The sequence below is a fragment of the Micromonospora sp. NPDC047074 genome (assembly GCF_040643815.1).
In the GTDB taxonomy this organism is placed as follows: domain Bacteria; phylum Actinomycetota; class Actinomycetes; order Mycobacteriales; family Micromonosporaceae; genus Micromonospora.
The window spans coordinates 15,829-42,467 of the sequence record NZ_JBEYVB010000050.1 but is presented as its reverse complement, the minus strand read 5'-3'; the positions used below and the strand labels follow the sequence as shown (position 1 = coordinate 42,467).

The window sequence follows — 26,639 nt, the reverse complement described above, 5'->3', positions numbered from 1 at the left end:
GTGCCCTGCACGTCGGCCGGGACCATGTGTAACGACCGGCGACCCGCCATCATTCCGGGGCCCGGGCCAGCCACCCGAAGGGGCGGGGCGTGCCCGTGCTCGGTCGTACGCATGGTGTAACGACCCCGGCCCGGCCACGATTCCACCCCCACGATGCCCCCGGTCACACCCCGAAACCCGACACCCCACCCATCGGGGACGACATCGGCGAAATCGAAGGACTCGACCTGACCCTCACCTTCCTGCGCACCAGGCGCGAAGAAGGCCAACGCCTCCGCGGACATCGGCTACCGCCTCTGATCCAGCGCGGCAACGGCGCACCTCCTCCTCAGCCTTGGTCCAGCTGGCTCAGCACCGACGCTCCCCAGCCCGTCGGGTCGGCGCCGGGTGGCACGAAGGTCAGGGTCTGCCAGAGCACCACGATGTCCCACCACGCCGCCTCCACCGGGCTCAGCCGGCGCACGGACTCATAGCCGGCGCGGAACTGCGCGTGCACCGCGAGCGGCACCGGGCCCCAGTCGTGGTAGCGGGTGCCGAGCAGGACCGCCGACCGGGCCGCCTCGACGACCCGGTGGTCCTGCCGGGCCTCCTCAAAATCCAGAACCGCGACGATCTCGGTTCCGACGCACAGAATGTTGGCCGCCCGGAAGTCGGAGTGCAGGAGCTGCCGTGGCAGCGGCTCGGCGGGCGCGGCGGCGACTAGACCACGCAGGCTGTCGCGGACCGTCGCTGGCACCTGCTCGGCGCACGTGTCGAGCCAGCCGATGACCCGAGCCGCCAGCGGCTCGCCGGGAACGGAGTAGGTGGAAGCGGGATCCGGGTCGGGATGCGGGCAGGCTGCCAGCGCCTCCTGCAGCCGGGCCAGGAGCGCGCCGGCTGCCCACACCTGGGCGGGGTCGGCGGTGTCGAGGAGCTCGCCCGCGATCACCCGCTGCAGATTCATCGAGACTTGACCGGCCCCGACCTGAAGGCGGCCGTCCCGCGCCGGGACGGGCGCCGACACCGGCAGACCCTGGCCGTCCAGCCAGCTCGTGAGACGCGCAATCGCCGCCAGCCGCGGAAAACGGTCGGGCACCACCGACCACTTCGCGAGCATCCGGCCGGCCGGCGTGCCGACCCAGGCGAGCGCGTTGCCGCCGCTCATCACGATCCGCTCGCAGCAATCGACCCGAACACCCCAGTGCTCGTCGAGCGTGTCGGCAACCCATCGGCCGGCCGACTCACCGTCGCTGAAGCCGAACCTTCCGTCCAGCGTGTCGCCGGGGTCGTGCGCCTCCCACAACATCTCCAACACCGGGGCATGCGATTCGGCCATGCGTGGTACTCAACCACGAGATCTTGGTGGGAAACGGCCCCTGGAGGGGCGCATTCTCGCCAAGATCTCGCCACGAGCCGGCGCGGCCGGCCCCGAGCGCGAACCGGCCGGCCCCGAGCGGGGCCGGCCGGTCGTCACGCGGTTGTCACCAGTGCTGGGAGACGATGTCCGCCGCCTGCTCCTCCCACTGCGCGTACGCGAACGGGTAAGCCGAGACCTGCACCGTCTGCGCGGCCGTGGTCAGCGGCAGGTCCTGCCAGCCACCCACGTTCTTCAGGGCCTCGAAGAAGGCCCGCGAGGCGTACTCGGGATCGGTGATCTGGTCGGGCGAGCCCCAACCCGACGACGGGCGCTGCTGGAACAGGCCCTGCGAGTCGTGGTCGTTGTACATGCCCAGGTGGCCGAGGTTGTAGAGCTTCGACTCCTGCAACGACGTGGCGATGCCGATGACGGCGCCCCGCTCACCCACACCGGTCTCCTTGGCCTCCTCGATGATGGCCTTGGCGTTGGCGCGCTGCGCCTGGTCGAGCGGGACGCGCGACTGCGCCCCCTGCACACCGTGCGGGATGAGTTCCTCGCGGTTGGGCTTGTCGGCGCTCGGCCTGGTCACCTTGCCACCCGTGGTCAGGGCCGACTCCTCGGCCGCGCCCGATTCCTCGGCGGCGGCGCCCGCCCGGTTCGCGCCGGTGGCCTGCTCGATCGCGGCCACCGCACCCTCGTGCGGCACGGTCGTGACCGGGGCGGCCATCACCGTCGGCCCGAAGGCCAGGCCACCGAGGGCGGCGACACCCACCACGCTCAACGCGACCTTGCGGTTCGAGTCCTTCGAGTCCTTCGCGATGGCCGGGAGCCACCGGGTGAAGTCGTACTTCACGATGGTTGCCCTTTCGGTCAGGCGAAGCGCTCCCTGGATGAGCGCTCCTCGGGGGAAACTGCCGCGCCGGAGGGGGTTTCGGTTCCGGCGGTACGGGGGACACAACCAGCCAGGCCTGTCGGGCATTCCGGACATGGTCCCGTCCCGGCCGGCTGCGGCCCTCGTCACCCGGCGGTCCGGACGCGCAGACACACCGGGGGTCAAGCCGGACGGGGTGGCTCAGGCGGCGCGGGGCGTGCCGAACCGGACCAGCACGTGCCAGAGCTGCTTGAGGTGCTGAAGGGTGACCTCCGTGGGTCCACGGTCGGCCCAGCGGGACGGCTCGGTGACCACGGAGACCGCCGCGCGGCCGATCAGGGCGGCGTCGACCGGTTCGCCCGGCTGGGCGAACTCGGCGTGCACCCGGGCGGCCAGCGGCGGGATGGCCGGCCCCCGGAAGTCGGGGTCGATCCGGTCGACGGGCAGCGTGAAGCCGGCGTGCCAGTGCAGGGCGAAGCCGTGCCGGCGGGCGAGCCCCGCGAGCGTCGCACCGGCCTCGGTGCCCTCGAAGGACGGGTCTACGACCAGCGCCTCGACGTCCCTCGCGAGGCTCAGCTCGCCGTGGACCTGCGCTTCGATGTAGTCGTCGAGGGCACGCCCCGCCGCGCCGGACGCCCACCCGGCCTCCCGGCGACGCAGTAACGCCCGGACGAGGGTGACGACGTCACCCGGCACGCCGAGGCTGACCCCGGTGCCGTCGGTCGCGGCCAGCAGCGCCGCCAGCACCGGTTCGAAGACGTCGAGGGTGCCCAGCTCCCGGGGACCGAGGTGGCTGTCGCCGAAGCAGAACGTCGCCCGCGCGAGCACTTCCGGACGCAGCCGCAGGTGGCAGGAGCCGAACCGGGGGCAGGCGCCGTCGGGGTGGTCGAGCAGGTTGAGGCCGCCGTACTTCGGGCGGTCCCCGGGCCGCACGCCGGGCGACTGGTAGGCGCCGCCGAACAGCGTCTCCTCCCAGCGGTCCCGGTCGCCGCCGGGAAAGGCGGTCAGCCCACCATTGGAGATGCCCGTCTCGAACTGGCTGCGGTAGACGCCCTCGGCGGCGAGGGCGTCGGCGACCGTACGCCCGTCGGCGCGCAACCGGTCCGGGTGGAAGTTGACGGTGAGCCGCCCGTGCCGGCCGATCGCCGCGATCAGCCGCTCCGGTTGGTGGCTGACGCCCGAGCCGGCGAGCGCCCGGGCGACGGCGGCCAGGGCGGCGGGGCGCTCGCGCAGCGCCGTCGCACGGACGTGCGCGAGGGCGGCCCGCTGGGCGGGTTCGAGCGGAAGATGGTCGGCGGCAGGGTCGGCAGACGGGTGCATGGCGACGAATACTTCCCTCCGCGCGGGCAGGGCGCACGCCAGTTTCCGGGTCTCCGCGGCCTACTCCTCCACGGGGCGTTCCGTGCCGAAGCCGTCGAGGGTGGCCCGTTCCTCGGCGTCGCGCAGTTCTTCGAAGACCGTGATCTGGAGGTCGGCCGGGGCGTCGAGGCGCGCGTTGAGCGAGTGCCACGGCGTCACCGTGGGCGGTGCGATCTCGGTGGCACCGGCGGCGACCAGGCGTCGGGTGGCGGCCCGGCTGTCGTCCACCTCGAAGGCCACCCGGATCCTCGGGGCGACCTGCCGCCCCACCTCCACCTCGTCGATCATCCGCTTCTGCGCCGGGTTCGCGATCTCCAGGGTGGCCCGACCGGCGTCGAGGATGACCACCCGGGCGTCACCCTCGCCGGAGAACGCGGCCTGCTCCGGCAGGCCCAGGGCGTCGCGGAAGAACGCCACCGCCGCGTCGTAGTCATCGGCCTCCACGACCAGACGCAGTTGGCGTACGGCGGGAGTGCGGTCTGCGCCGTGCGTGCTCATCTGCGAGAGCCTAGTACCGCGCCGAGGTCCGGCCGGTCAGCCGGCATGTGAACAGGCGATTACAGTGGGACGCCGAGCGGAAGGCGACGGATGGCTGGTGGTGCGGGGGCCGGGGCACGGCCGGCGGGAGCCGGTGCCTTCGGGCACGAGGGGCTCTTCTACCGCGATCCGGCGGGCCTGCTGGCGGGTACGGTGCCGTTCGTCACCGACGGGCTCGCCGCCGGGGAGCCGGTGCTGGTCGCGATGCCCGGCGCGAACCTGCGGCTGGTCCGCGACGCGGTCGGCGCCACCGACCGGGTGCGCTGGGCGGACATGACCCAGGCCGGCCGGAACCCGGGCCGGATCATCCCGTGGGTGTTGCAGGCGTTCATCGACCAGCACGCCGGCCGTCGCGTGCGGATCATCGGCGAGCCGATCTGGGCCGGGCGCAGCGAGGCGGAGTATCCGGCCTGCGCCCAGCACGAGGCGATGATCAACATGGCGTTCGCGGGCCGCGACGCGACCATTCTCTGCCCCTACGACGTCGGCGGGCTCGGCGCCGACGTGCTGGCCGACGCGCACGCCACGCATCCGGTGCTCGTGGACGACACCGGGCGGCGGTCGAGCCCGGACTACGCCCCGGTGGAGATCGTCGCCCGCTACAACAGGCCGCTGCCGGCCCCGGTGGAACCGGCCGCGGCACTGACCTACGAGTTCGACAGCCTGCCCGCCGTACGCCGGTTCGTGGCAGGGCACGGCGGGGCCGCGGGGCTGGACGAGGACCGGCTGGCCGACCTGCAGATCGCGGTGACCGAGCTCGCCGCGAACAGCATCGCGCACGCCGGCGGGCGGGGCGTGCTGCGGGTGTGGCGCACCGCCGGGCACCTGGTCTGCGAGATCCACGACGACGGCTGGCTGGCCGACCCGCTCGCCGGGCGGTTGACCCCGGCCCCGGACGGCGTCGGTGGGCGGGGGCTGGTGATCGTCCAGGCGCTCTGCGACCTGGTGCGGGTGCACAGCACGCCCGCCGGGACGACCGTGCGGCTGTACGTGCGGCATCCGGCGTGACCGGGCCTCCTGCGCGACGCCGGGCGCCGCGCAGGAGGCCTCATCTCAGTGCCCGCGGGCCAGCCACTCGTCGAGGTGGGGGGCCTCCGCGCCGACGGTGGTGCTCTCGCCGTGCCCGGTGTGCACGACCGTCTCCGCCGGCAGGGTGAGCAGGCGGTCGCGGATCGAGGCGGCGATCGTGCCGAAGTCGCTGAACGAGCGGCCCGTCGCGCCCGGCCCACCCGCGAAGAGGGTGTCGCCGGTGAACACCACGCCGAGCGCCGGGGCGTGGAAGCTGCACGCGCCGGGGCTGTGACCGGGCGTGTGCAGCACGGTCAACGCCGTGCCGGCCACCTCGACGGTCTGCCCGTCGCGCAGTTCCCCGCCCGGCGCCTCGCCCGGGTGCACCATGTCCCACAACACCCGGTCGGCGGGGTGCAGCAGCACCGGCGCGCCGGTGGCCCGGGCCAGCTCCGGCGCCACCCGGACGTGGTCGTCGTGCGCGTGGGTGGCGAGGATCGCCCGCACCCGCCGGCCGCCGACGGCGGCCAGGATCGCGTCGACGTCGTGGGGGGCGTCGACGACGACGCACTCGGTGTCGTCACCGACCACCCACACGTTGTTGTCCACGTCGAAGGTCTGGCCGTCGAGGGAGAACGTGCCGGAGGTGACCGCGTGGTCGACGCGCGCCGCCATCAGAGGACCACCACCGAACGCAGCACGTCGCCCCGGTGCATCCGGGCGAACGCCTCCTCGACCTGGTCCAGGGCGATCTCCTCGGTGACGAAGGCGTCCAGGTCGAGCCGGCCCTGCAGGTAGAGCTCGGTGAGCATGGGGAAGTCCCGGCTGGGCAGGCAGTCGCCGTACCAGCTGGACTTCAGCGAGCCGCCGCGGCCGAAGACATCGAGCAGCGGCACGTCGACGGTCATCTCCGGGGTCGGCACCCCGACGAGCACGACGGTGCCGGCGAGGTCGCGGGCGTAGAAGGCCTGCTTCCAGGTCTCGGGGCGGCCGACCGCGTCGATCACCACGTCGGCGCCGAAACCGCCGGTCGCGGCGCGGATCGCCTCGACCGGGTCGTCCTGCTTGGCGTTGACGGTGTGGGTGGCGCCGAACTTGCGGGCCCAGTCGAGCTTGCGGGAGTCGGTGTCCACCGCGATGATCGTCGTCGCGCCGGCCAGCAGCGCGCCGGCGACGGCCGCGTCGCCCACGCCGCCGCAGCCGATCACGGCCACCGAGTCGCCCCGGGTGACCCCGCCGGTGTTCATGGCGGCCCCGAGGCCGGCCATCACGCCGCAGCCGAGCAACCCGACGGCGGCGGGCCGGGCCGCCGGGTCGACCTTGGTGCACTGACCCGCGTGGACCAGGGTCTTCTCGGCGAACGCGCCGATGCCCAGCGCCGGGGTGAGCGGGGTGCCGTCGGTGAGGGTCATCTTCTGGGCCGCGTTGTGGGTGGCGAAGCAGTACCACGGGCGGCCCCGGCGACAGGCCCGGCACACCCCGCACACGGCCCGCCAGTTGAGCACCACGAAGTCGCCCGGCGCGACGCCGTCGACGCCCTCGCCGACCTGCTCGACGATGCCGGCGGCCTCGTGCCCGAGCAGGAACGGGTAGTCGTCGTTGATGCCGCCCTCGCGGTAGTGCAGGTCGGTGTGGCAGACCCCGCAGGACTGGATCCGCACGATCGCCTCGCCCGGACCCGGGTCCGGCAGCACGATCGTGGTCACCTCGACCGGCGCACCCTTGCTGCGGGAGATGACTCCCCTGACCTCCTGGCTCACGGTTCCTCCTGCTCCACGCCGACGCGTCGCGTCGCCGTCCGTCGGTGCGCCACCGCCGCACCTCGATCATCTTCCTCGGGTGAACCTACCCCCCGATCGGTGTCGGCGTCCCCTGACGGCCGGCGGTTGTCCCTGGTGGGACGGGGTACGCCGGGAAACGGTCCGACCGCGAGGGGGCTCAGGGGCGCGTCGCGGCGACGGTCGCCCGCGCGGCGGCGTCCCGGCGGGCGGCGTTGCGGTAGCGGAGCACCTGGACCGCGCCGAGCGCCCAGAGGACGTACTGCACGGCGAAGGCCCACCGGAAGGCGGTCAGGTCGGGGGCGGACCGGCCGGCCGGGGTGGCCAGGTCGAGCACGACGCCGATCGCCAGCACCAGCATGATCGAGGCGACGAAGCCGCCGACGTTGACCACGCCGGTGGCGCTGCCGATCCGGTGGACCGGGTTGGCGGTGCGCGCGTAGTCGAACCCGATGAGGGACGCCGGGCCGTTGACGGCCAGCACCAGCACCAGCGTGACGAGCAGCCAGCCCGGCGCGCGTCCGGGCCAGGCGAGCACGACCGCCCAGACCGCGGCGGTGGCGCCGGTGGTCGCGAAGACCAGCACCGAGCGGTGGAACGGGTGCCGGGCGCAGAAGTGCGCGACCACCGGCCCGGTCACCAGCATGGTGGTGGTCAACAGGGTGAGCAGCGACGCGGCGGCCGTCGGGCTGAGTCCCTGCCCCTGCACCAGGAACGGGTACCCCCAGAGCAGGGCGAACACGGACCCGGAGAACTGGGTGACGAAGTGCGTCCAGAGGCCCAGCCGGGTGCCGGGCTGGGCCCACGCGGCGGCGAGTTCGCGACGGACGTCGGCGAGGGCGGGCGGCGGCCCGGCCGGGGCCGCCGCGCCCGGGGTGTCCCGGACGACGGCGACGACCATCAGCAGCACGGTCGCCCCCACCGCCGCGACGGTGAGGAACGCGGGGGTCCAGCCGGCGCGGTGCAGCAACGCCACCAGCGGTACGGCGCCGAGGATCGCACCGAGCTGGCCGAGCGTGCCGGTGAGCTGCGTCATCATCGGGTAGCGCCGTCCCGGGAACCACAGCGCCACGATCCGCAGCACGCTGATGAAGGTCATCGCGTCACCGAGCCCGACCAGCACCCGGCCGCCGATCGCGAGGGGGACGTCGGTGGCGAGGGCGAAGCAGAGCTGACCGGCGACCATCAGCACACCGCCGGCGAGCAGCAGGCGGCGGGACCCGAACCGGTCGAGCAGCACGCCCACCGGGACCTGCATGACCGCGTACACGGCGAGCTGGGCGACGGAGAAGGTCGCCAGGGCCGAGGCGTTCACGCCGAAGCGGTGCCCCGCGTCGACGCCGGTGACACCGAGCGAGCTGCGGTGGAAGACGGCGGCCACGTACGCGGCCAGCGCCACGCCCCAGACCAGCGTGGCCGACCGGCGTGCGGTGGAGGGTGCGGCTCCCGGGGCGGTCAGCAGCCTCACCGCAGGGTCCGCAGCACGCTCGCGGCGTTGTCGATGTGCGCGGCGACGGCGGCGAGCCAGCGCCGTGGGTCGTCGGAGTCGAGCGCGGCGAGCTGCTCGGCGTGCTCGGTGAGCGCCGTGGCGGCCCAGCCGGGCGAGAGGCGGAAGCTGGCCTCCCCCATCCGCAGTTGCCGGTCGCGCAGCCGCTGGTACAGCTCGGCGAGGATCTCGTTGCCGGCCGCGTCCACCACGACCGCGTGGAACGCCCGGTCGGCCTGCATCAGCGCGGCCAGGTCACCGGCGGCGTGGGCGGCGCGCATCTCGGCCAGCCGGGCGGCGAGGTCGGCCCGCAGCGCGGCGCGGCGGGGCCAGACCCGTTCGGCGGCGTGCAGCTCGACGAGCCGCCGCGCCTCGATCACGTCGCTGATCTCGCGGGCGGAGACCGGGCGGATCAGCGCGCCCCGCTTGGGATAGAGCCGGACCAGTCCCTCCGCCTCCAGGCGCAGCAACGCCTCGCGTACCGGGGTGCGGGAGACCCCGGCGGCCTCGGCGATCTCTCCCTCGCTGACCAGCGACCCGCCCGGGTGGATCTGCTCCAGGATCTCGCGCTTGAGGTGCCGGTAGGCGCGTTCGGCGGCCGAGGGCGGTGCGGCCGTGCGGGCGGACGGGGAGGGATGCGTCATGTATCTATGGTGGGCGCCGGCCGTCGCCGCACCGCCGCCGGCCCGGTCCGGGGTGGCGCGGGCCACGGTCGACGGGCCGACGCGGGCCCGTCAGCGCGGTCGGAGGGTCAGCAGCCCGGCACCGTCGACGGCGAACCCGGACGCGAACGGCGGGCCGAACCCGTCGAGCAGCCCGGCCAGCCAGCGGGCCTCATCGGGCGCGGCCCGTTCCAGCCGCATCCGGCGGGACCGCACCGGGGCCGCCCGCAGTCGCCGCAGCGCCCCGGTGGCCGCGTCCAGGGTGGGCAGCCAGAGCAGCCGCAGCTGCGGCCGGTACGCCTCCTGCCCGCCGATCCCCTCGTAGTCGTCGACCAGGTCGCCGCAGCCGTAGAGGACCAGCCGGTCCCGGTACACCTCGACGGGCCGGGGGTGGTGCGACGAGTGGCCGTGCACCACGTCCACCCCGGCGTCGACCAGCCGGTGGGCGAAGTCGACGTGTCCGGGCGGCACCTCGTACCCCCAGTTGCCGCCCCAGTGCACGGAGACCAGCACCCGGTCCCCCGGCCCGGCGACGGCGGTGATCCGCCCGGCCAGCGCGTCCGCCGAGGCGGCCGAGACCTCCGGCAGGTACGCCACCCCAGGGCTGCCGTCGGTGGCCGCCCAGGCCGGCGGCACGCCGCTGGACGGCGCGGCCACCGACCAGACGAGCAGGTCACGGCCGCAGCCGAGCGGCACCCGGGCGGGCGTCCAGGCCGCCGCCGCGTCCCGGCCGGCGCCGGCGGTGCCGATGCCGGTGCCGGCCAGCGCGTCGAGGGTGTCGGTGAGCCCGACCGGCCCGAAGTCGAGGGTGTGGTTGTTGGCCAGCGCGCAGACGTCGAGCCGGGCGGCGGTGAGGCAGGCCAGGTTGTCCGGGTGCATCCGGTAGTGGATCGCCTTGGCCGGGTCGTGCCCGCCCCGGCCGGTCACCGCGGTCTCCAGGTTGACCAGGCGCACGGCGGGCCGGAGTTCGTCGAGCAGGTCCAGCGCGTCGCCCCACGGCCACGCCGGTGGCGCCGGGCGTGGCACCGGCCCGCTCGCGGCCCGGGCGAGTGCGACGTAGTCGCGGGCGTCGCGTACCGCCGGTTCGCGCAGCTCGGGCGGGCCCGGCGCGGGCAGGATCGCGTCCACGCCCCGGCCGGTCATCACGTCGCCGCCGAGGAAGAGGGTGACGTCGGGCATCCGGCCCGCATACCCGGCCGGGGCCCGCGCTCACCTGCCGGCGGACGCTCCCGCGTGGCGCCGCCGTCGCCCCACCCCGGCCCGCCAGGCCGCCGGGCTGACGCCCGGACGGGCGGCCACAACCGGGCGAACCACCTCGAATCAGACGCCGGCCGCCTATGGTGGGGACGGATCCGCGAGCGGCGCGAGGAGAGGCCGGTGACGACGAGCCGCGCGCTGCGCCCGTGGTACCGGCCGATGGTGGCACGCCGCCCGGGCGAGGAGCACCGCGCGGCCACGCCCCTGGAACTGTTCTTCGACCTGTGCATCGTGGTGGCGGTGGCCCAGACGGCGGCCGGGCTGCACGACGACATCGTCGCGGGGCACGTCGACGACGCCGTGGCCAGCTACCTGCGGGTGTTCTTCGCGATCTGGTGGGCCTGGATGAACGTCACCTGGTTCTCCTCCGCGTACGACACCGACGACGACGTGTACCGGATCACCGCGCTGGTGGAGATCGCCGGGGCGCTGGTGCTGGCCGCCGGGGTGCCCCGGGCGTTCGCCGACGACGACTTCACGACCACCACGTACGGGTACGTGCTGATCCGGCTGGCGGCCGTCGCGCAGTGGCTCCGCGCGGCGGCCGGCGACCCGACCCACCGCCGGGCCGACCACCGGTACGCCCTCGGCGTGGCCCTGGTCCAGGCCGGTTGGCTGCTGCGGCTGCTCCTGCCGGCCGACTGGCTGCTCACCGCCTTCGTGCTGCTGGCCCTGGCCGACCTGCTGGTGCCGGTCCTGGCGGAGCGCCCCGGGACGACCCCGTGGAACCCGGGGCACATCGCCGAACGGTACGGGCTGTTCACGCTGATCGTCCTCGGTGAGGTGGTGCTGGCGACCTCGGTCGCGATCGAGGCCGGGGTGGACGCGGGCGAGCAGGGCCTGTGGCGGCTGGGGGCGGCGGGCACCGTGATCGTCTTCGCGCTGTGGTGGCTCTACTTCGACCGGCCCGTCGAGGTGCCCAGGCGACTGCGTGGCACGTTGACCTGGGGATACGGCCACTATTTGATCTTCGCGTCGGTCGCCGCCACCGGAGCGGGCCTGTGGGTGGCGATCGCCCACGAACGCGATTCCGCGCACGTCGGCGGCGTCGTGGTCGGCTACGCCACCGCGATCCCCGTGGCCGTCTACCTGCTCACCGTGTGGGTGTTGCACGTCCGGCCGCGGCACCTCGGCGCGACGGCGGTGGCCTTCCCGGCCACCGCCGCACTGGTGCTGCTCGCGCCGCTCGGCCCCACCCCGGTGTACGTCGTGGCGGGGCTGCTGTTCGCCCTGGTGGTGGTCACGGTGGTGCAGCGGCAGCGGGAGATCCGCGCCGGCGCGCCGACCACCGCGCCACCCTGACACCCGGCGGTCAGCCGGCCTCCGCGACCGTCGGGCGAGCCCCCGGGGCGGCGTCCCGGGGGTCAACGCCGTCGGTGTCCCGCCCGGACTCCGCCCAGAAGTCGACGAGCATCCGGTGGAACTCCTCGGCGCACTCGATCTGCGGCATGTGCCCGCAGTCGGTGAACAGACGGGTGCGGGCCCTGGGCAGCCGCGTCCGGGCGGCCTCGAGATGCGCCGCCGGCAGGATCAGGTCCCGGTCGCCCCAGACCACCAGGGTGGGGAGGTCGAGCCGCTCGACCTCGGCGAGCAACTCCGCACGCCACTGCGGGCTGACCCCGCGGAACGTCCCGAGGCTGCGGGCGGTCTCCAGGAACACCCGGGCGGCGTACGGCTGACGGGCGACCTCCAGGGCGTACGTGACGCGTTCGGCGGTGGCGAGGGCCGGGTCGTGGAACAGGGCCAGTTCGGCGCGGCGGGCGGCCCACCGGCTGGGCCGCAGCAGCAGCCGGCCCAGCGGGCGCACCCCGAGCAGCCGCAGCGCCATGGTCACCTCGCGGCCGAACCCGGCGCTGTTGACCAGCGTCAGGCTCGCCACCCGGGCCGGCTCGGACGCCGCGAGGCGCATCGCCACCGCCCCGCCCAGGGAGTTGCCGACCACGTGCGCCGGCCGGTCGACGCCGACCGCGTCGAGGTAGTGGGCGGCGAAGTCGGCAAGTGCCGGCAGGGTGCAGGGGCGGGCCATCGGCAGCGAACCGCCGTAGCCGGGCAGGTCGACGCTGTGCACCCGGAACCGCTCGGCGAGCAGGTCGTGCAGCTGCGTGAAGTCGCGCAGGGTGCGGCCGATGCCGTGCAGCAGCAGCACCGGGGGCCCGTCGCCGTCGACGCGGTGACGCACCCGCCGGCCCTCCACGGTGACGTGCCGGTGCCCGCCCGGGGCGGTCATGCCGGCTCCCCGGCCGGGTCGGCCGCCGGGGCCGCCTCGGGTTGCCGCTGCGCCGGGGCGGGCTGCGGCTGGGTCGGGGCAGGCTGCCGCTGGGTCGGGGCGGGCTGGCCGGTGGTGAGCTGGCGGGTGGACTCGCCCGCGATCCGGTTGAGGCCGAAGGCCAGGACCCGCTGGTACGACGCCGGCGCCACCCGGGCCAGCAGGTCGGGCAGCTTCGCCGACCAGCCGATCAGCACCCGGCCCCGGCGGCGCTGCACGCCGCGCAGGATCACCTCGGCGGCGGTGGCGGGGTCGATGGTGAGCAGCCGCTCGAACTGCCGGCGGCCGGTCTCGAACTCCTCGGCGGGCACGCCGGCGCCCACCCGGGCGTTCTGCGCGATGCGGGTGCGGATGCCGCCCGGGTGCACGCAGGTCACCCCGATCCCGTCGCCGGCCAGTTCCTGGCCCAGCGCCTCGGTGAAGCCGCGGACGGCGAACTTGCTGGCCGAGTAGGCGGTCTGCCCGGCCGGGGCGATGATCCCGAACAGGCTGGAGACGTTGACGAGGTGGGCGCCCGGCTCCGCCCGCAGCGTGGGCAGCAGCGCGTGGGTCAGCTGCACCACGGCCCGGAAGTTGACGTCGACGACCCAGTCGAACTCGTCCAGGGTCACCTGGTCGAAGCGACCTCCCAACGCCACGCCGGCGTTGTTGACCAGCAGCCGGATCGCCGGATGCCGGCGCCGGAGGGCCTCGGCCGTGCGGGCGGTGGCGGCGGCGTCGGCCAGGTCGACCAGGTAGGTGGTGAGCTGCCGGTCGGGGTAGGCGGCGCGCAGCTCCGCGACGACCGTGTCGAGCCGCCCGGCGTCGCGGTCGAGCAGCACCAGGTCGCTGCCGCGGCGGGCGAGTGAGTGGGCGAGCGCCTCCCCGATCCCGCTGGCGGCGCCGGTGACCACTGCCGTGCCGCCCGCGAAGACGTACCTACGCACGGACGGTCCTCCTTTCCGGTGTGCCGGCGCGGGAGAACCGCACGCCGGGGTCGGTGAGCCGGCCGCGCCGCATCAGCAGCACGTCCCGCGGATAGTTCTGGTGCAGCCGCCACGGCGCCCGGGCACCCTGCCTGGGCAGGGCGTCGACGCTGCGCAGCACGTAGCCGGCCGTCAGGTCGATGAGCGGCACCAGCTCGCCGTCGGCGGGCGGGAGCGGGGTGACGACCTGCTGGCCGGTGCGGTCCAGGTGCCGCAGCAGCCGGCAGACGTAGGTGGCGACCAGGTCGGCCTTCAGCGTCCACGAGGCGTTGGTGTAGCCGATGGTCATCGCGAGGTTCGGCACCCCGGAGAGCATCATGCCCTTGTAGGCGACGGTGCCGGGCAGCTCCACCTCGGCGCCGTCCACGGTCAGGGTCATGCCGCCGAGGGCGAGCAGGTTGAGCCCGGTGGCGGTGACGACGACGTCCGCCGCCAGCTCCTCGCCGGAGGCGAGCCGGATGCCCCGCTCGGTGAAGGTGTCAATCGTGTCGGTGACCACCGACGCGCTTCCCCGCGCCACCGCGGCGAACAGGTCGCCGTCGGGCACCACGCACAGCCGCTGGTCCCACGGGTCGTAGCGCGGCGAGAAGTGCCGGTCGACGTCGTAGCCGACCGGCAGCCGGCCCCGGGCCGCCCGCAGCAGCAGCTTCCTGACCAGGGCGGGGGCGCGCCGGCTGAGCTGGAAGTTGGCGGTGGCGAGCAGGATGTTCTTCCAGCGCACCACCGGATACGCGGCCGCCGCCGGCAGCCAACGGCGCAGCGCGTCGGCGAGCACGTCGCGCGAGGGCAGCGCCATGACGTACGTGGGTGAGCGCTGGAGCATGGTCACGTGGGCGGCGCGCTCGGCCATCGCCGGCACCAGGGTCACGGCGGTGGCGCCGCTGCCGATCACCACCACCCGCTTGCCGGCGTGGTCGAGGTCCGCCGGCCAGTGCTGCGGGTGCACGATCCGCCCCGCGAACCGGTCGGTGCCGGCAAACCGTGGCGTGTAGCCGGCGTCGTAGCGGTAGTAGCCCGCGCAGACGAACAGGAACGAGCAGGTCAGCGTGACCGCCGCGCCGGTGTCGTCGCGGTGGGCCTGCACCGTCCAGCGGGCGGTCCCGCTGTCCCAGTCGGCGCGCACGACCCGGTGCCGGAAGCGGACGTGGTCGGTGACGCCGTACTCGTCGGCGGTGCGGCGCACGTAGTCGCGGATGGTGTCGCCGTCGGCGATGGCCTTCGGGGCGGTCCACGGCGTGAACGAGTAGCCGAGGGTGAACATGTCGGAGTCCGACCGGACGCCGGGATAGCGGAACAGGTCCCAGGTGCCGCCGATCGCGTCGCGGGCCTCCAGCACCGCGTACGTCTTCTCCGGGCACTCGCGGCGCAGGTGACACGCGGCACCGACCCCGGAGAGGCCGGCACCGACGATGAGCACGTCGACGTGGTCGGTGGCCATCTCCGTCTCCCGTCCGCCTGTGACACCGGACACTAGCCAGGGCCGTCGCGGCTCGTCAACACCCTGTCGAGAGAAGTCGACAGGGTGTTGATCCGGTGTAGAGTCACGCGGCATGACCCCCGCCCGTACGGCCGCCGGGAACCCCACCGGGCGCGGACGGCGCCCGGCGCGCTCCGCCGGTGACGAGCGGGAGTCGGCCATCCTCGCCACCGCCGAGCGGCTGCTGCGGCAGCGGGCCTTCGCCGACATCTCCATCGACGACCTGGCGCGGGGCGCGGGCATCTCCCGGCCCACCTTCTACTTCTACTTCCCGTCCAAGGACGCCGTGCTGCTGACGCTGCTGGACCGCGTCACGGAGGAGGCCGACGCCGCCGCCGGGGACGTGCTGGACCGGCTGGCCGAGGACCCCCGCGCACGCTGGCGGGAGCTGATCGGCCGGTTCCACGAGACGTTCGGCGCGCACCGCGCGGTGGTGCTGGCCTGCGCCCAGGTGCGCGGCACCAACGCCGAGGTGCGCCGGCTCTGGGCGGCCGTGCTGGAACGCTGGGTGCACGCGATCGAGACCGCGATCGAGGCCGAGCGGCGGCGCGGCGCGGCCCCCGACGGCGTGCCGGCCCGCGACCTCGCCATCGCGCTGAACTCGATGAACGAGCGCGTCTGGTACGCCACCTTCGCCGGCGACGGGCCGGCGGTGGCCGAGCGGGACGTGGTCGACGTGCTGCGCGACGTCTGGCTGGCGGCGATCTACCGCGACACCGCTCCCCCACCAGCCTGAGCCCGCCGCGCCGGCCGGGTGCGGCGCCCCGGTGAACACCGCCCGGCTGGGTAAATCCCCCACCACGCCTCGCCACCTGCTAAGGCGAGCCTTGATCGTTGACGGTTCAGGTGCTGGATCGCCTGCGTGTCGCGTCGATCAGCCGTCAAAGACCGTGGGAACCGGCGGGGTGGGGCGAGGCAGGGTGGGCAGGGGCGGGTGGTAGCGGCGCCTGGCGTCGAGGGGTGGGACCGATCGCTACGCACCGCCTTCGGTCGCCTCAGCCGGAGGCCGCGCCTCCGGTGTCTGCCGTAGCGCTCCGCCTGCGCGGATCTCGTCCAGCCGGGCTTCGAGGATCATGACCTGGGTGACCGAACCGCCGCCGAGCCAGCGCCCACACCAGCGGCACGGCGACCAGGCCCAGCAGGCCCCAGGGGTGGCGGGCCGTCTCGACGGCGAAGGCGACGGGGCGGCCGGGCAGGTCGATCCGGCCGTGCAGTTCGTGCCGGCCGACGGTGGCCACGTCCATCGGGACCGTGATCCGGTACTCCCGCGTCTGCCCGGCACCGATCGTGCCGAGCGACGGGGCGTCGACGACCTCGTGCACCCGCCCGGGCCGCCCGAACAGCAGCGAGAACGGCGGGTCGACCGCGTCGGCGGAGCCGGCGTTGCGCAGGGTCAGGTCCACGGTCAGATCCCCCGGCAGGCCGAACCAGCCCGGCGCCCCGGAGCGGTCTGTGGCGCGCAGCCCGGCGACGACCAGCTCGGCGGCGCCGACCGTCACGGGGGCGGGCGGCGCGTTCACGCCGGTCAGCGGCAGGGCGACGGTGGCGCGGGTGGTGCCGGTGGGCGTACGGGCCCGCACCAGGCAGGGACAGGCGACCGGCGGGGCGGCAAGCACCACCGGCAGGGTGACCGCGCCGGACGGCGGCACCTGTCCATGGCCGGCCCTGTTGGTCGCGCAGTCGAGCGCGCCGCGCCGCCCATCGTTGCCGCAGACCTCGATCTGCACGGTGCCGGCCGGCCACCCGGTGAGGGTCACCAGGACCTGCTCGCCGGCCCGGAACGTGCCGTCCGGCAGGGCGATCCGCGGCGCCGGCGATGCGTCGGCGGGCGGGGACGAGGGCGCGACAGCGGACGCCGGCGTGGGCGGGGACGAGGGCGCGGCGGCTTGTGCTGGCGTGGGCGTGGGCGCGGGCGCGGCGGCTTGTGCTGGCGTTGGCGTGGGCGCGGCGGCGGGCGCCGGGGCGGCCAGCGTGAGCAGCGCCACGCCGAGCGGCAGGAGTCGGGTCACGGTGTGCCGATCGCGGGGTCGGTCCCGGGCCGGGCGGCCGGTGCGCCGGACGCGGTCTCGGCGGGCGGCGTGGTCCTGCGGCCAGGATCCGCCGTCGGGTCCTGGGCGGGCGGCGTGGCCTCGCGGCCCGGGTCCCGGGCGGGCGCGTCGGTGCCGGCCGCCCGGGCGGCGACGGCGCGGCGGCGCCAGCGGAGGGCCAGCCAGCCGGCCAGCGCGGCCAGGGGGACGAGCAGCAGCCACGGCGGCGCCCACGTGCTCGCGGAACGGAGCACCGGCGGCAGCGCGGTGTCCACGGTGGTCGGCGCCAGGTCGACCTCGGCGGTGAGCCGGAGCGCCGGTGGTACGCCGGTGACCCGCTCGGTGACGGTGAAGACCCCGCCGGGCAGCAGCTCGGGCAGGTCGACCGGCGCGGTACGGGCCAGCCGCCAGCCGAACGGCCCGTCGACGGCCACCGTGCCGGTCCCGCCGACGCGGACGTTGCCGGTGTTGCGCACGCGGTAGCTGACGACGGCGTCGCCGCCACCGGCCGGGTTGATCGGGTTGTCGTAGCTGACGCTCACCGACTCGATCGCGACGGCGGGGCGGATGTCGCCGGTGACCCGGAGGTAGACCCGCGCGGCCAGCCGTTGGTCCACCCGGACCTGCTGCCCGTCGGGGGTGGTGCGGGCCTGGCTGATGGCGGCGATCACCCCGCCCGCGTGGTCGCCCGGCGTGGCGTTGGCGGGCACGCTCAACCGGAACGGGATGTCGGCCCGGCGCCCCGGCGCGACCGTCCAGTTCGGTCGGTCGAAGCGGATCCAGGAGCCGACGTCGGTGGCCGCCCGGTCCGCCGGCAGCAGGGCGAAGGCCCCGTCGGCGGTGGTGTAGGCGTCGGTGCCGTACACCTGGAAGGTCAACGGCCGGTCGCTCAGGTTGGTGACACCGACGTGGTCGGTGAGGGTGCTGCCGGGGGCCAGGTCGTAGATGAAGTAGTTGCGCCCGGTCGGGCCGTCCGGCCCGGACGGCTGTACCGCCCAGCGGGTGGCGGCCGCGCCGGGTGCCGGGGACGGGTCGCCGGCGCGCGCGGGCGCGGACGGGCTGCCGGTCGGCGACGGGGCGGCGGCGGCCGGCGGCGCCAGGGTCGCCGTGAGCAGCGCGGCGGCGAGCGTGACACAGGTCCGGGACAGGAGGGTGACGAGGGGCATGCCGGGCTCCGGAGAGGCGAGACGGTGGGCGGGACGGCCGGTGGGGCGGGACGTGTCGTCCCGCCCCACCGGTGACCCGACGCCGACCTAGGAGAGGGTCAGGGTGAGGGTCGCGGTGTAGCTGCCCGGCGCGGCGGATGCCGGTACGCCGAGGTTCAGCTGGGCACCGCAGGTGAAGGTGCCACCGCTGGCCCCGGCCGCCGAGGTGCACAGCGCCCGGGCCTCACCAAGGCCGGCACCGGGCGCGGCCACCGCGCCCGGGACGACCGTGCCGGGGTTGCCGGCCAGCGGATCGTCGACCGCGACCGCGCTCGGCGCCCAGCCGAGGTTGTTCGCGGCGATGACCCCGCCGGTGCTGGAGCTGAAGTCGGAGACCTGCCCGACGAGACTCCAGCCGGCGTTGGTGCCCCGCAGGTCCGCCACGGTGGCGTCGTGCAGGGCCCCGCTGGCGACCTGGCCGTTGGCCACGGCCGGCAGTGCGACGGCGGAACCGGCCACCCCAAGGGTCAGCGGGCCGCCCGTCACGGTGGCGGTGATGCGCTGTTCGGCATCGCCCGCACCGCTGCCGGCACCCGTGAAGGTGACCGGCGTGAAGGTGTCCTGGCTGCGGTCCGCCGAGCCGCGCGCCGCGAACGTGATGACGTAGCACTGCACGGCGGTGCAGTCGACCTGCTTACCGGTGCTGTCGGTGTAGACCGCGCTGACCGGGAGGGTGGTGCGGAACGTGCCGTCGGCGTTGAGCTTGTCCCGCGACTCGGTCGGCTCGTTGCCCGCGCTCACCCACTTGGTGACCTGGAGCACGCCGGCGTTCGTCCAGTGCTCGTCGACCTTGGGGCCGAACGAGACGTAGATGCCGGCCGCCCCGTTGGCGGCGGGGTCGAAGCCGGAACCCTCGACGGTGATCGTCGCGCCCGACGGGTCGAGCCCGCCGGCCGGGGTGACGGCCACCGCCGGACGCGCCGGCCCGGAGTCACCCGTGGTGAAGGTGAACGACACCGGGTCGAGGGCGTCACCCGCGGCGTAGAAACCGTTGAACGCCGAGGCGCCCGTCTCGGTCAGCGTCGCGGCGAGGTTGATGCCGGTCACCGTCCCCGCACCGCCACCCGGGTTGCCGTCGCCGACGGCGAGGGTGGCGACGGTCGCCTGCCGCACCGAGACCGGTTCGGTCATCGACGTGACCAGGTCGACGTCCGCCTTCAGGGAGGCGGTGCCGCCCGAGACGACGACCGTCGGGTTCGCCAGGGTGATGGTGAACAGGTGCGACGGGTACGAGAAGACCACGGTGCCGCCGTACTCGGCGCTGGTGGCACCGGTGGCGGCGTCGTGGGTGCCTCCCGTCGACGGGAAGGCGAACGTGCCGTCGGCGTTGATGGTGGCGCCGTTGCTCGCCGCGATCGGCGGGTTGCCGTTGCCGCCCGAGACGTAGTTGCGGAACGACTGCTTGAAACCCCAGGTCAGGGTGCCACCGGTGATGTCGGCCTCGGCTGCCGAGGCGGGGCCGGCGTTGACGAGCGCAGCCGACAGGCCGAGCGCGGCGACCGCCGCCCAGCGCATCGACTGCCGCCAGACGTGACCGGCTCTGGATCGGACCATGCTGGATTTCCTCTCTTGATCCGTTACGGACGGTGAGTAAGGTAAGGCAATCCTAAATTTCCGGTCCATCGGTGATCAGGTTTGGGATCTTGACCAAACAACTACTTGTGAGCTGGGCTCATCTAACTTAGGTTAGCCAAACCTAAGTCTGCTCGGCCGCGCGGCCGATGCTTCCGTGAGGAGCCCGATGCGAACACGGCGTCACGTCTTCCTGGCCGCCTTGATTACTGTGGGTATCGTCGTCACCGCGTCCCCCGCGCACGCGGGCACCGGCCGCGGCACCGGCGGCCAGACGCTCACCGCCACGCCCAGCACCGGGATCAGCCGGTCCGGTGCGACAGTCACCGTCTCCGGCAGCGGCTACGACGTCACCAAGGGCATCTACGTGGCGTTCTGTGTGGACAACGGGCCCGGCAAGATGCCGAGCCCGTGCGGCGGCGGCGCCGACATGACCGGCGAACTCGGGGCGTCGCACTGGATCTCGTCGAACCCGCCCGCGTACGGGGAGGGACTGGCCGTGCCGTACGGGCCCGGCGGTTCGTTCCGGGTCACCCTCAAGGTCACCCCGAAGATCGGTGGCGTGGACTGCACCACCAGCCGGTGCGCGGTGATCTCCCGCGCCGACCACACCCGTACCACCGACCGTTCCCAGGACGTGCGGGTGGCGGTGACCTTCGCCCGGTCCGCCACCGCGCCGGCCAGCCCCCGCCCGGCGACGTCCAGCACCACCACCCCCGGCCGCGCCCCGGGGGCCACCACCGGGGCACCGGGCGGTGCCGCGCCGGCCACCACGGCGCCCCGGTCCGCTCCCGCCGCCCCCGCCGGCTCGCCGGTGGCCGTCCCCGCCGGGGACGGGGCCGCCCCGACCGCTGCCGCCCCCAGCGAGCTGGCCATCAGCCGGGTCAGCACCGCCACCGACGCCGGTCGCGGATGGACCATCGGCCTGGTGGTCCTGGCGCTGTCGGCCACGGCCCTGCTCGGCCTGCGCACATGGCGCCGCCGCGGGCAGGCCCGGTGACCGGGACCGCCCGGCGTCGCCGACCCGGGCCGGCAACCGCCCGCCGGGGTGCCGTCGCCGCCGCGGTGGTGCTGCTCCTCGGGGCCGCCGCCTGCTCCGCGCCCACCTCCGGTGCGACACCGGCGGCCGTACCGACGAACTGCGGGCCGGTCACCGCCACCCTGGGCGACAACGACGTCAACGCGTTGCGGCCGGCACCGACACCCACCCTGCCGGCCACCGTCGCCTCCGCCGACGGCACCACCGTGACCGTCACCGACGCCAGCCGCATCCTGCCGGTGAACCTCTACGGCTCGATCGCCGAGACCGTGTTCGGCCTCGGCCTCGGCGACAACGTCATCGGCCGGGACACCTCGACCACCTTCCCGGCGGCGGCGCACCTGCCGGTCGTCACCCCCGCCGGGCACGACCTCTCCGCCGAGGCGGTGCTCGCCCTGAACCCGACCGTGGTGCTCGCCGACGACAGCACCGGGCCACCGGAGGTGCTGCGTCAGCTGCGCGCCTCCGGCATCCCCGTCGTGCTCATCGAGGCCGAGCAGACGCTCGCCGCCGTACCGGGCCACGTCCGCGCCGTCGCGGCGGCCCTCGGCGTCCCGGCGGCCGGCGAACAACTCGTGTCCCGGGTGGAGAGCGAGATCGCGGCCGCCCGCCGCGGCGCGCCCGCGGACGGGGCACCGCGGATCGCGTTCCTCTACCTGCGCGGCACCGCCGGCGTCTACCTGATCGGCGGCAAGGGCGCCGGCTCGGACGCGATGATCGAGGCGATCGGCGGGGTGGACGCCGGCAGCGCCATCGGCCTGGCCAGGTTCCGCCCACTGACCAGCGAGGGCCTGATCAACGCCGCGCCGGACGTGATCCTGGTGATGAGCGCCGGGCTCGCCTCCGTCGGCGGGGTCGACGGCCTGCTGAAGCTGCCCGGGGTCGCGCAGACCCCGGCCGGCGCGGCCCGCCGGATCGTCGACATGGACGACGGCACCCTGCTCACCTTCGGCACCCGGTCCGGGCGGACGGTGCAGGCCCTGGCCACGGCCGTGTACTCCTGCGGCAAGCCGTCGTGACCGGCGTCGACACCCCCGTACGGCCAGCGGCGAAGCCCGCCGCCAGCCGCCCGACCCGGCGCGGTCCGGTGCTGCTCGCCGGCCTGGGCGCCGCCCTGCTGCTGATCGTCCTGGTCGCGGCGGGCCGGGGGCAGGTGCAGGTCTCCCCCGCCGAGGTGCTCGGCTCGGTCCTGCACCGGCTCGGCCTGGACGTCGGCGCCCTGCCGACCAACCCGCAGGGCGAGAACGCGCTCTGGATCGTCCGGTTCCCCCGGGTCGTACTGGCCGCCGTGGTGGGCGCCGCGCTCGGCTGCGCCGGGGCCGTCATGCAGGGCGTCTTCGGCAACCCCCTGGCCGAGCCCGGCGTCATCGGGGTCTCCGCGGGGGCGGCGGTCGGGGCGGCCCTCGCCATCGTCACCGGTGTCACCGTCCTGGGTGGCTGGACGGTGCCCGCCGCCGCCTTCGCCGGAGGGCTGGCCACCACGTACGCCGTCTACCTGCTGGCCCGCTCCAACGGCCGGACCGAGGTGGTGACCCTGGTCCTGACCGGGGTCGCGGTCAACGCGGTCGCCGGGGCGGTGATCGGACTCCTGATGTTCGTCGCCGACGAGTCCGGCGTGCAGGCCATCGCCTTCTGGAACCTGGGCAGCCTGGCGTCGGCGAACTGGTCGGCGGTCACGCTGGCCGCGCCCTGCCTGGCGGTCGGTCTCGGCGTCGCGTACGCCGACGCCCGCCGGCTCGACCTGCTCTCCCTCGGCGAGCCCGCCGCCCGGCACCTCGGGGTCGACGTCGAACGGCTGCGGATCCGCATGATCGTGGTCACCGCGCTGCTCGGCGCGGCGGCCGTGGCCTTCACCGGCATCATCAGCTTCATCGGCCTGGTGGTGCCGCACCTGGTCCGGATGGTCGCCGGACCGGGGCACCGTGTGCTGTTGCCGGCCAGCGCCCTGGGCGGCGCGGTCGTGGTGATCGCCGCCGACCTCGCCGCCCGTACCCTGGTCGAACACCAGGAACTCCCCCTCGGCGTGCTCACCGCCGTCGTCGGCGGGCCGGCCTTCTTCTGGCTGCTGCGCCGCACCCGCAGCCGGGCCGGAGGCTGGGGATGAGCCCGCCGGGAGGCGGGACGGCCCGCCCCCGGGTGCGCGTCCCGCGGCGGTGGGCGGCGCCCCGCGTGCCGACGCCGGCGCCGGCGGGGGCCACCCGCGTCCAGGTCACCGGCCTGCGCGTCGCCCGCTCCGGGCGACCCGTGCTGGACGGGGTCGACCTGCGGATCCGGGCCGGCGAGGTGCACGCCCTCGTCGGACCGAACGGCGCGGGCAAGTCCACCCTGCTCGCGGCCGTCAGCGGCGACCTGCCGCCCGTGGCGGGCACCGTCGAGATCGACGGATCGCCCCTGGCGAGCTGGTCGGCGGTGGAACTGGCGATGCGTCGCGCCGTGCTCCCCCAACGCAGCACGCTGAGCTTCCCGTTCACCGTCGACGAGGTGGTGCGGATGGGACGGGCGCCGTGGGCGGGCCGGCCCGAACAGGACCGGGACGACGTGGTCGTCGCCGACGTCCTTGAGCAGTGCGACGTGGCCCGCTTCGCCGACCGCCCGTACCCGTCGCTGTCCGGTGGCGAACAGGCGCGCGTCGCGCTGGCCCGGGCGCTCGCGCAGCAGGCCACCGCGCTGCTGCTCGACGAACCGACCGCGGCCCTCGACCTCGGCCACCAGGAGCTGGTCATGCGGATCGCCCGGGACCGGGCGCGGGCCGGCGACGCCGTGGTGGCGGTGCTGCACGACCTGACCCTCGCCGGCGCCTACGCGGACACCGTCACCCTGCTCGCCGAAGGTCGGGTGCGCGCCGCCGGCCCGCCGACGGAGGTGTTCACCGCACCGCTGCTCAGCGAGGTGTACCGACACGACGTCGAGGTCGTGCCGCACCCACATACCCGGCTACCGTTGGTCGTTCCCCGACGACGGAGACCGGCCCCCGTCAGCATGGAGGAGAAATGAGCCCGACCAGCACCCCGTTCTCGGCCGAACTGCGGGCCGCCAGCGCCCAGGCCCACCAGACCGCCGAGTCCCAACGCTACGTCTCGGCGCTGGTGGCCGGCGATCTGGACCGCGCCGGCTACACCGCGCTGGTGATGCAGCACCACGTGATCTACGAGGCGCTGGAGGGTGCCGCCGAGGCGATGCGCCACGACCCGGTCGCCGGCCCCTTCGTCGACGACGCGCTGACCCGGCTGCCCGCCCTCGCCACGGACCTGGAGTTCCTGGTCGGGCCCGACTGGCGCGGCCGGATCGAGCCCACCCCGGCGACGGTCGCGTACGCCGGGCGCCTCGGCGCCGTCTGCGCCACCTCGCCGGAGCGGTTCATCGCCCACCACTACACCCGCTACCTCGGCGACCTCTCCGGCGGCCTGCACATCGGCCGGTCCGTCGCCCGGCACTACGGGCTGACCGGGGACGCCGGCGCGGCGTTCTACCGGTTCGACCGGATCACCAGCCCGAAGACGTACAAGGACGCCTACCGGGCCAGGCTCGACGCATTGCCGCTCGACGAGGAGGGGCGGGCCGCGCTGCGGGCCGAGGTGCTCGTGGCGTACCGGCACAACACCGAGGTCTTCGCCGACCTGGCCCGGTTCGTCCCGGCCGGGGAGACGGAGGTGGCGGCATGAGCGCCCCGTTCACCCCCGAGGTGGTCGCCGCCGTCTGCCGGCACATGAACGACGACCACCCCGAGGACTCGCTGCTCATCTGCCGCGCGCTCGGCGGGCAACCGGCGGCCACCCGGGCCCGGGCCACCGGCCTGGACGCCGAGGGGATGGAGTTCGCGGCCACCGTGCACGACATCGAGGTCCCGGTGCGGGTGCCGTTCGCCTACCGGCTGACCGAGCGCCCCCAGATCCGGCAGGAGGTGGTGCGGATGTACCGGGAGTCGTGCGAGCAGCTCGGGCTCCCACCGCGCCCGGCCGGCTGACCGACCGGCGGGGAACGCGACGTCCGATCACCGCCAGCACCGGCTCGCCGGCTCGCGGAGGGCTGGAAGATGCGCCACCGGCTCGGCTCGGCTCGGCGTCGCGCCGAGCCGGTGGGACCGTCGCCGGTCAGCCGGGCGACGCCCGGGTGAAGTCCATCGTCCAGTTGGTCTCCCAGGTGCGCTCGCCGTCGGTGGAGAACGCCTGCTCCCAGCGGCACGAGGTCGGGGTTATCGCGGACCAGACGAACCGGCACCGCACCGGGCGCCCCTCGTCGACGTCGTCGGCGAGGAAGGTGCCCACCCTGTCGACGAACCGGCCCACCACCGGCGGCAGCTCCAGCATCCCGCGCCGGCTGTTCATCCAGTAGATGGACCAGGTGCCGGTCGCCGGATCGAAGATCCGCACGGTCGCTCCGGAGAAGCCTCGGGTGGGAAAGGTGATGTCGTCGAAGCTGCCGGCGCCGTCGAAGAAGCTCCGGGCCACGGAGACCCCGGGGAACTCGTCCCAGTCGTCGCCGCCGACGTGCCGCTCGCGCAGACGGCGGTTGGCCACGTTCCACGTGCCGACGAGGAAGTCGAAGTCGCCCATCAGTGGCCCACCGGCCTGTCGGCGAGCCAGCCGGTCGGGTCCGGGCGCTCCGGCGCCAGCAGCTGCCGGGCCCAGGCGGCCCGCTCGTGTTCCAGCACGCCCGGTGGTTCCTTGTCGCGAAAAGCCATGCCCGGACGGTACGGACGCTTCACTGACACCTACTGTCAGCGGAATGCGGGCCAGTCGACTCCTCTCCCTCCTGCTGCTGCTCCAGACCCAGGGGCGGATGACGGCAGCGCAGCTCGCCGAGCGGCTGGAGGTCTCCACCCGCACCGTCTACCGGGACGTCGAGTCGCTGCACGCGGCCGGCATCCCGCTCTACGGCGAGGCCGGGCACGCCGGCGGCTACCAGCTCGTGGAGGGCTGGCGGACACGGCTGACCGGGCTGACCGCGCAGGAGGCCGAGCGGTTCTTCCTCGCCGGGCTGCCCGGTCCCGCCGCCGAGCTGGGCTACGGGGCGGCGGTGGCCGCGCTCCAGCTCAAGCTGCACGCCGCGCTGCCGCCCGAGCTTGCCGACCGGGCCGCGCGGATCCAGGAACGCTTCCACCTGGACGCCCCCGGCTGGTTCGCCGACGGCGACGCCTCACCCCACCTGGCCGAGGTGGCCGAGGCGGTCTGGCGGCAGCGCCGGGTCGCGGTGCGTTACCGCAGTTGGACCGACGAGGCCGACCGGGTGCTGGACCCCTACGGGCTGGTCCTCAAGGGAGGCCGGTGGTATCTGGTCGCCGGCCGGCCCCGCCACGACGGTCCCGCCGCCTACCGGGTCAACCAGATCCTGTCGCTGGTGACGCTGGGCGAGGAGTTCGCGCGCCCGACAGGCTTCGACCTGCCCGCGTGGTGGCGGGCGTACGTGGTGCGGTTCCGGGCCGGCCTGCACCGCGGCGACGCGACGATCCGGCTCTCGCCCGGGGGCCGCGAACGGCTGCGGGAGATCGTCAGCCCGCTGGTGGTGACCGCCGTCGACGAGACCGCCGGCCCACCCGACGACGCCGGCTGGGTGACGGCCGTCGTCCCGATCGAGTCGCTCACCCACGCGCACGGCGAACTGCTGCGGCTCGGCGCGGACGTGGAGGTGCTGGCCCCGGCCGCGCTGCGGGACCGGCTCGCCGCCACCGCCGCCGCTCTGGCGGCCCTGTACGGCCCACGCCCGGCTGGCATCGGCACATCGTGATCTCGTCGATCGGGCGCGGCGCCACCGGTGGGCAGAGGCGGGCCTGAGCCCCACCCACTCCACAGGGGAC

Annotated in this window: 27 protein-coding genes; 10 read left to right on the top strand and 17 right to left on the bottom strand. The window is 74.9% G+C overall.

The window, feature by feature from the left end; translation table 11 throughout:
- Positions 1-328 precede the first annotated feature (328 nt).
- From ABZ809_RS31775 to ABZ809_RS31760, 4 genes are all read right to left on the bottom strand, one after another.
- Positions 329-1,315: a phosphotransferase gene (locus tag ABZ809_RS31775; RefSeq protein WP_357566332.1), complete on the bottom strand. Its 987-nt coding sequence runs from the start codon at positions 1,313-1,315 to the stop codon at positions 329-331.
- 145 nt (positions 1,316-1,460) lie between these two features.
- Positions 1,461-2,189 carry a hypothetical protein gene (locus tag ABZ809_RS31770; protein ID WP_357566331.1) on the bottom strand — a complete coding sequence of 243 codons (729 nt, stop codon included), beginning with the start codon at positions 2,187-2,189 and terminating at the stop codon, positions 1,461-1,463.
- A 219-nt stretch (positions 2,190-2,408) separates the two neighbouring features.
- Positions 2,409-3,527 carry a DUF3626 domain-containing protein gene (locus ABZ809_RS31765; RefSeq protein ID WP_357566330.1) on the bottom strand — a complete coding sequence of 373 codons (1,119 nt, stop codon included), beginning with the start codon at positions 3,525-3,527 and terminating at the stop codon, positions 2,409-2,411.
- A 60-nt stretch (positions 3,528-3,587) separates the two neighbouring features.
- The gene (locus ABZ809_RS31760; RefSeq protein WP_357566329.1) at positions 3,588-4,064 is read right to left on the bottom strand and encodes a VOC family protein; all 477 of its coding nucleotides are present in this window, start codon (positions 4,062-4,064) and stop codon (positions 3,588-3,590) included.
- A 90-nt stretch (positions 4,065-4,154) separates the two neighbouring features.
- On the opposite strand from ABZ809_RS31760, the gene ABZ809_RS31755 reads away from it, so the two are divergent.
- Positions 4,155-5,111: a sensor histidine kinase gene (locus ABZ809_RS31755; RefSeq protein ID WP_357566328.1), complete on the top strand. Its 957-nt coding sequence runs from the start codon at positions 4,155-4,157 to the stop codon at positions 5,109-5,111.
- A 45-nt stretch (positions 5,112-5,156) separates the two neighbouring features.
- Here the strand turns inward: ABZ809_RS31755 and ABZ809_RS31750 are convergent, their stop codons facing one another.
- The 5 genes from ABZ809_RS31750 to ABZ809_RS31730 form a co-directional block, all read right to left on the bottom strand.
- A complete protein-coding gene (locus tag ABZ809_RS31750; RefSeq protein ID WP_357566327.1) occupies positions 5,157-5,786 on the bottom strand; it encodes an MBL fold metallo-hydrolase in 630 nt (209 codons plus the stop codon).
- On the bottom strand, positions 5,786-6,871 hold the full coding sequence (locus ABZ809_RS31745; protein WP_357566326.1) for an S-(hydroxymethyl)mycothiol dehydrogenase: 1,086 nt from the start codon (positions 6,869-6,871) through the stop codon (positions 5,786-5,788). The genes ABZ809_RS31750 and ABZ809_RS31745 overlap by 1 nt, the downstream gene beginning before the upstream one ends.
- A gap of 178 nt (positions 6,872-7,049) precedes the next feature.
- Entirely contained in the window at positions 7,050-8,357 is a 1,308-nt protein-coding gene (locus tag ABZ809_RS31740) for an MFS transporter (RefSeq protein WP_357566325.1), read from the bottom strand.
- Positions 8,354-9,019, bottom strand: a complete 666-nt coding sequence (locus ABZ809_RS31735; protein WP_357566324.1) for a GntR family transcriptional regulator — start codon at positions 9,017-9,019, stop codon at positions 8,354-8,356. Before ABZ809_RS31735 ends, ABZ809_RS31740 begins: the two co-directional genes overlap by 4 nt.
- 90 nt (positions 9,020-9,109) lie before the next feature.
- The gene (locus ABZ809_RS31730) at positions 9,110-10,216 is read right to left on the bottom strand and encodes a CapA family protein (RefSeq protein WP_357566323.1); all 1,107 of its coding nucleotides are present in this window, start codon (positions 10,214-10,216) and stop codon (positions 9,110-9,112) included.
- Positions 10,217-10,414: 198 nt separating this feature from the next.
- Here ABZ809_RS31730 and ABZ809_RS31725 point away from each other — a divergent pair, with 198 nt between their 5' ends.
- The gene (locus tag ABZ809_RS31725) at positions 10,415-11,596 is read left to right on the top strand and encodes a low temperature requirement protein A (protein ID WP_357566322.1); all 1,182 of its coding nucleotides are present in this window, start codon (positions 10,415-10,417) and stop codon (positions 11,594-11,596) included.
- 10 nt (positions 11,597-11,606) lie between these two features.
- Here ABZ809_RS31725 and ABZ809_RS31720 read toward each other — a convergent pair whose 3' ends face one another.
- The 3 genes from ABZ809_RS31720 to ABZ809_RS31710 are packed head-to-tail and all read right to left on the bottom strand — an operon-like array spanning position 11,607 to position 14,963.
- Positions 11,607-12,521 carry an alpha/beta fold hydrolase gene (locus tag ABZ809_RS31720; RefSeq protein ID WP_357566321.1) on the bottom strand — a complete coding sequence of 305 codons (915 nt, stop codon included), beginning with the start codon at positions 12,519-12,521 and terminating at the stop codon, positions 11,607-11,609.
- On the bottom strand, positions 12,518-13,486 hold the full coding sequence (locus tag ABZ809_RS31715; RefSeq protein ID WP_357566320.1) for an SDR family oxidoreductase: 969 nt from the start codon (positions 13,484-13,486) through the stop codon (positions 12,518-12,520). The genes ABZ809_RS31720 and ABZ809_RS31715 overlap by 4 nt, the downstream gene beginning before the upstream one ends.
- On the bottom strand, positions 13,479-14,963 hold the full coding sequence (locus tag ABZ809_RS31710; RefSeq protein WP_357566319.1) for an NAD(P)/FAD-dependent oxidoreductase: 1,485 nt from the start codon (positions 14,961-14,963) through the stop codon (positions 13,479-13,481). The genes ABZ809_RS31715 and ABZ809_RS31710 overlap by 8 nt, the downstream gene beginning before the upstream one ends.
- A gap of 112 nt (positions 14,964-15,075) precedes the next feature.
- Here ABZ809_RS31710 and ABZ809_RS31705 point away from each other — a divergent pair, with 112 nt between their 5' ends.
- The gene (locus ABZ809_RS31705) at positions 15,076-15,738 is read left to right on the top strand and encodes a TetR/AcrR family transcriptional regulator (RefSeq protein ID WP_357566318.1); all 663 of its coding nucleotides are present in this window, start codon (positions 15,076-15,078) and stop codon (positions 15,736-15,738) included.
- 259 nt (positions 15,739-15,997) lie between these two features.
- Here the strand turns inward: ABZ809_RS31705 and ABZ809_RS31700 are convergent, their stop codons facing one another.
- The 3 genes from ABZ809_RS31700 to ABZ809_RS31690 all read right to left on the bottom strand — a co-directional run bounded on the left by ABZ809_RS31700 (position 15,998) and on the right by ABZ809_RS31690 (position 19,788).
- Positions 15,998-17,011, bottom strand: a complete 1,014-nt coding sequence (locus tag ABZ809_RS31700; RefSeq protein WP_357566317.1) for a hypothetical protein — start codon at positions 17,009-17,011, stop codon at positions 15,998-16,000.
- A complete protein-coding gene (locus ABZ809_RS31695; RefSeq protein ID WP_357566316.1) occupies positions 17,008-18,195 on the bottom strand; it encodes a DUF916 domain-containing protein in 1,188 nt (395 codons plus the stop codon). The genes ABZ809_RS31700 and ABZ809_RS31695 overlap by 4 nt, the downstream gene beginning before the upstream one ends.
- 87 nt (positions 18,196-18,282) lie before the next feature.
- Positions 18,283-19,788 (bottom strand): HtaA domain-containing protein, encoded by a 1,506-nt coding sequence (locus ABZ809_RS31690; RefSeq protein WP_357566315.1) that lies wholly within the window; start codon positions 19,786-19,788, stop codon positions 18,283-18,285.
- Between the two features lie 187 nt (positions 19,789-19,975).
- Between ABZ809_RS31690 and ABZ809_RS31685 the strand changes: the two genes are divergently transcribed.
- From ABZ809_RS31685 to ABZ809_RS31660, 6 genes are read left to right on the top strand one after another with little or no spacing between them, the layout of a single operon-like run.
- Positions 19,976-20,806, top strand: a complete 831-nt coding sequence (locus ABZ809_RS31685; RefSeq protein ID WP_357566314.1) for a hypothetical protein — start codon at positions 19,976-19,978, stop codon at positions 20,804-20,806.
- Complete coding sequence (locus ABZ809_RS31680; protein ID WP_357566313.1) at positions 20,803-21,864, top strand: ABC transporter substrate-binding protein; 1,062 nt, start codon at positions 20,803-20,805, stop codon at positions 21,862-21,864. The genes ABZ809_RS31685 and ABZ809_RS31680 overlap by 4 nt, the downstream gene beginning before the upstream one ends.
- A complete protein-coding gene (locus tag ABZ809_RS31675; protein ID WP_357566312.1) occupies positions 21,861-22,949 on the top strand; it encodes an iron ABC transporter permease in 1,089 nt (362 codons plus the stop codon). The genes ABZ809_RS31680 and ABZ809_RS31675 overlap by 4 nt, the downstream gene beginning before the upstream one ends.
- Complete coding sequence (locus ABZ809_RS31670) at positions 22,946-23,839, top strand: heme ABC transporter ATP-binding protein (RefSeq protein WP_357566311.1); 894 nt, start codon at positions 22,946-22,948, stop codon at positions 23,837-23,839. The genes ABZ809_RS31675 and ABZ809_RS31670 overlap by 4 nt, the downstream gene beginning before the upstream one ends.
- On the top strand, positions 23,836-24,507 hold the full coding sequence (locus ABZ809_RS31665; protein WP_357566310.1) for a biliverdin-producing heme oxygenase: 672 nt from the start codon (positions 23,836-23,838) through the stop codon (positions 24,505-24,507). The genes ABZ809_RS31670 and ABZ809_RS31665 overlap by 4 nt, the downstream gene beginning before the upstream one ends.
- Positions 24,504-24,809: a DUF2470 domain-containing protein gene (locus ABZ809_RS31660; RefSeq protein ID WP_357566309.1), complete on the top strand. Its 306-nt coding sequence runs from the start codon at positions 24,504-24,506 to the stop codon at positions 24,807-24,809. Before ABZ809_RS31665 ends, ABZ809_RS31660 begins: the two co-directional genes overlap by 4 nt.
- 127 nt (positions 24,810-24,936) lie before the next feature.
- Here the strand turns inward: ABZ809_RS31660 and ABZ809_RS31655 are convergent, their stop codons facing one another.
- Positions 24,937-25,398, bottom strand: coding sequence for a hypothetical protein (locus ABZ809_RS31655; protein WP_357566308.1), 462 nt, complete (start codon positions 25,396-25,398; stop codon positions 24,937-24,939).
- A complete protein-coding gene (locus tag ABZ809_RS31650) occupies positions 25,398-25,526 on the bottom strand; it encodes a hypothetical protein (protein ID WP_357566307.1) in 129 nt (42 codons plus the stop codon). The genes ABZ809_RS31655 and ABZ809_RS31650 overlap by 1 nt, the downstream gene beginning before the upstream one ends.
- A gap of 44 nt (positions 25,527-25,570) precedes the next feature.
- On the opposite strand from ABZ809_RS31650, the gene ABZ809_RS31645 reads away from it, so the two are divergent.
- Positions 25,571-26,569, top strand: a complete 999-nt coding sequence (locus ABZ809_RS31645) for a WYL domain-containing protein (RefSeq protein ID WP_357566306.1) — start codon at positions 25,571-25,573, stop codon at positions 26,567-26,569.
- The last annotated feature ends 70 nt before the right edge of the window (positions 26,570-26,639 follow it).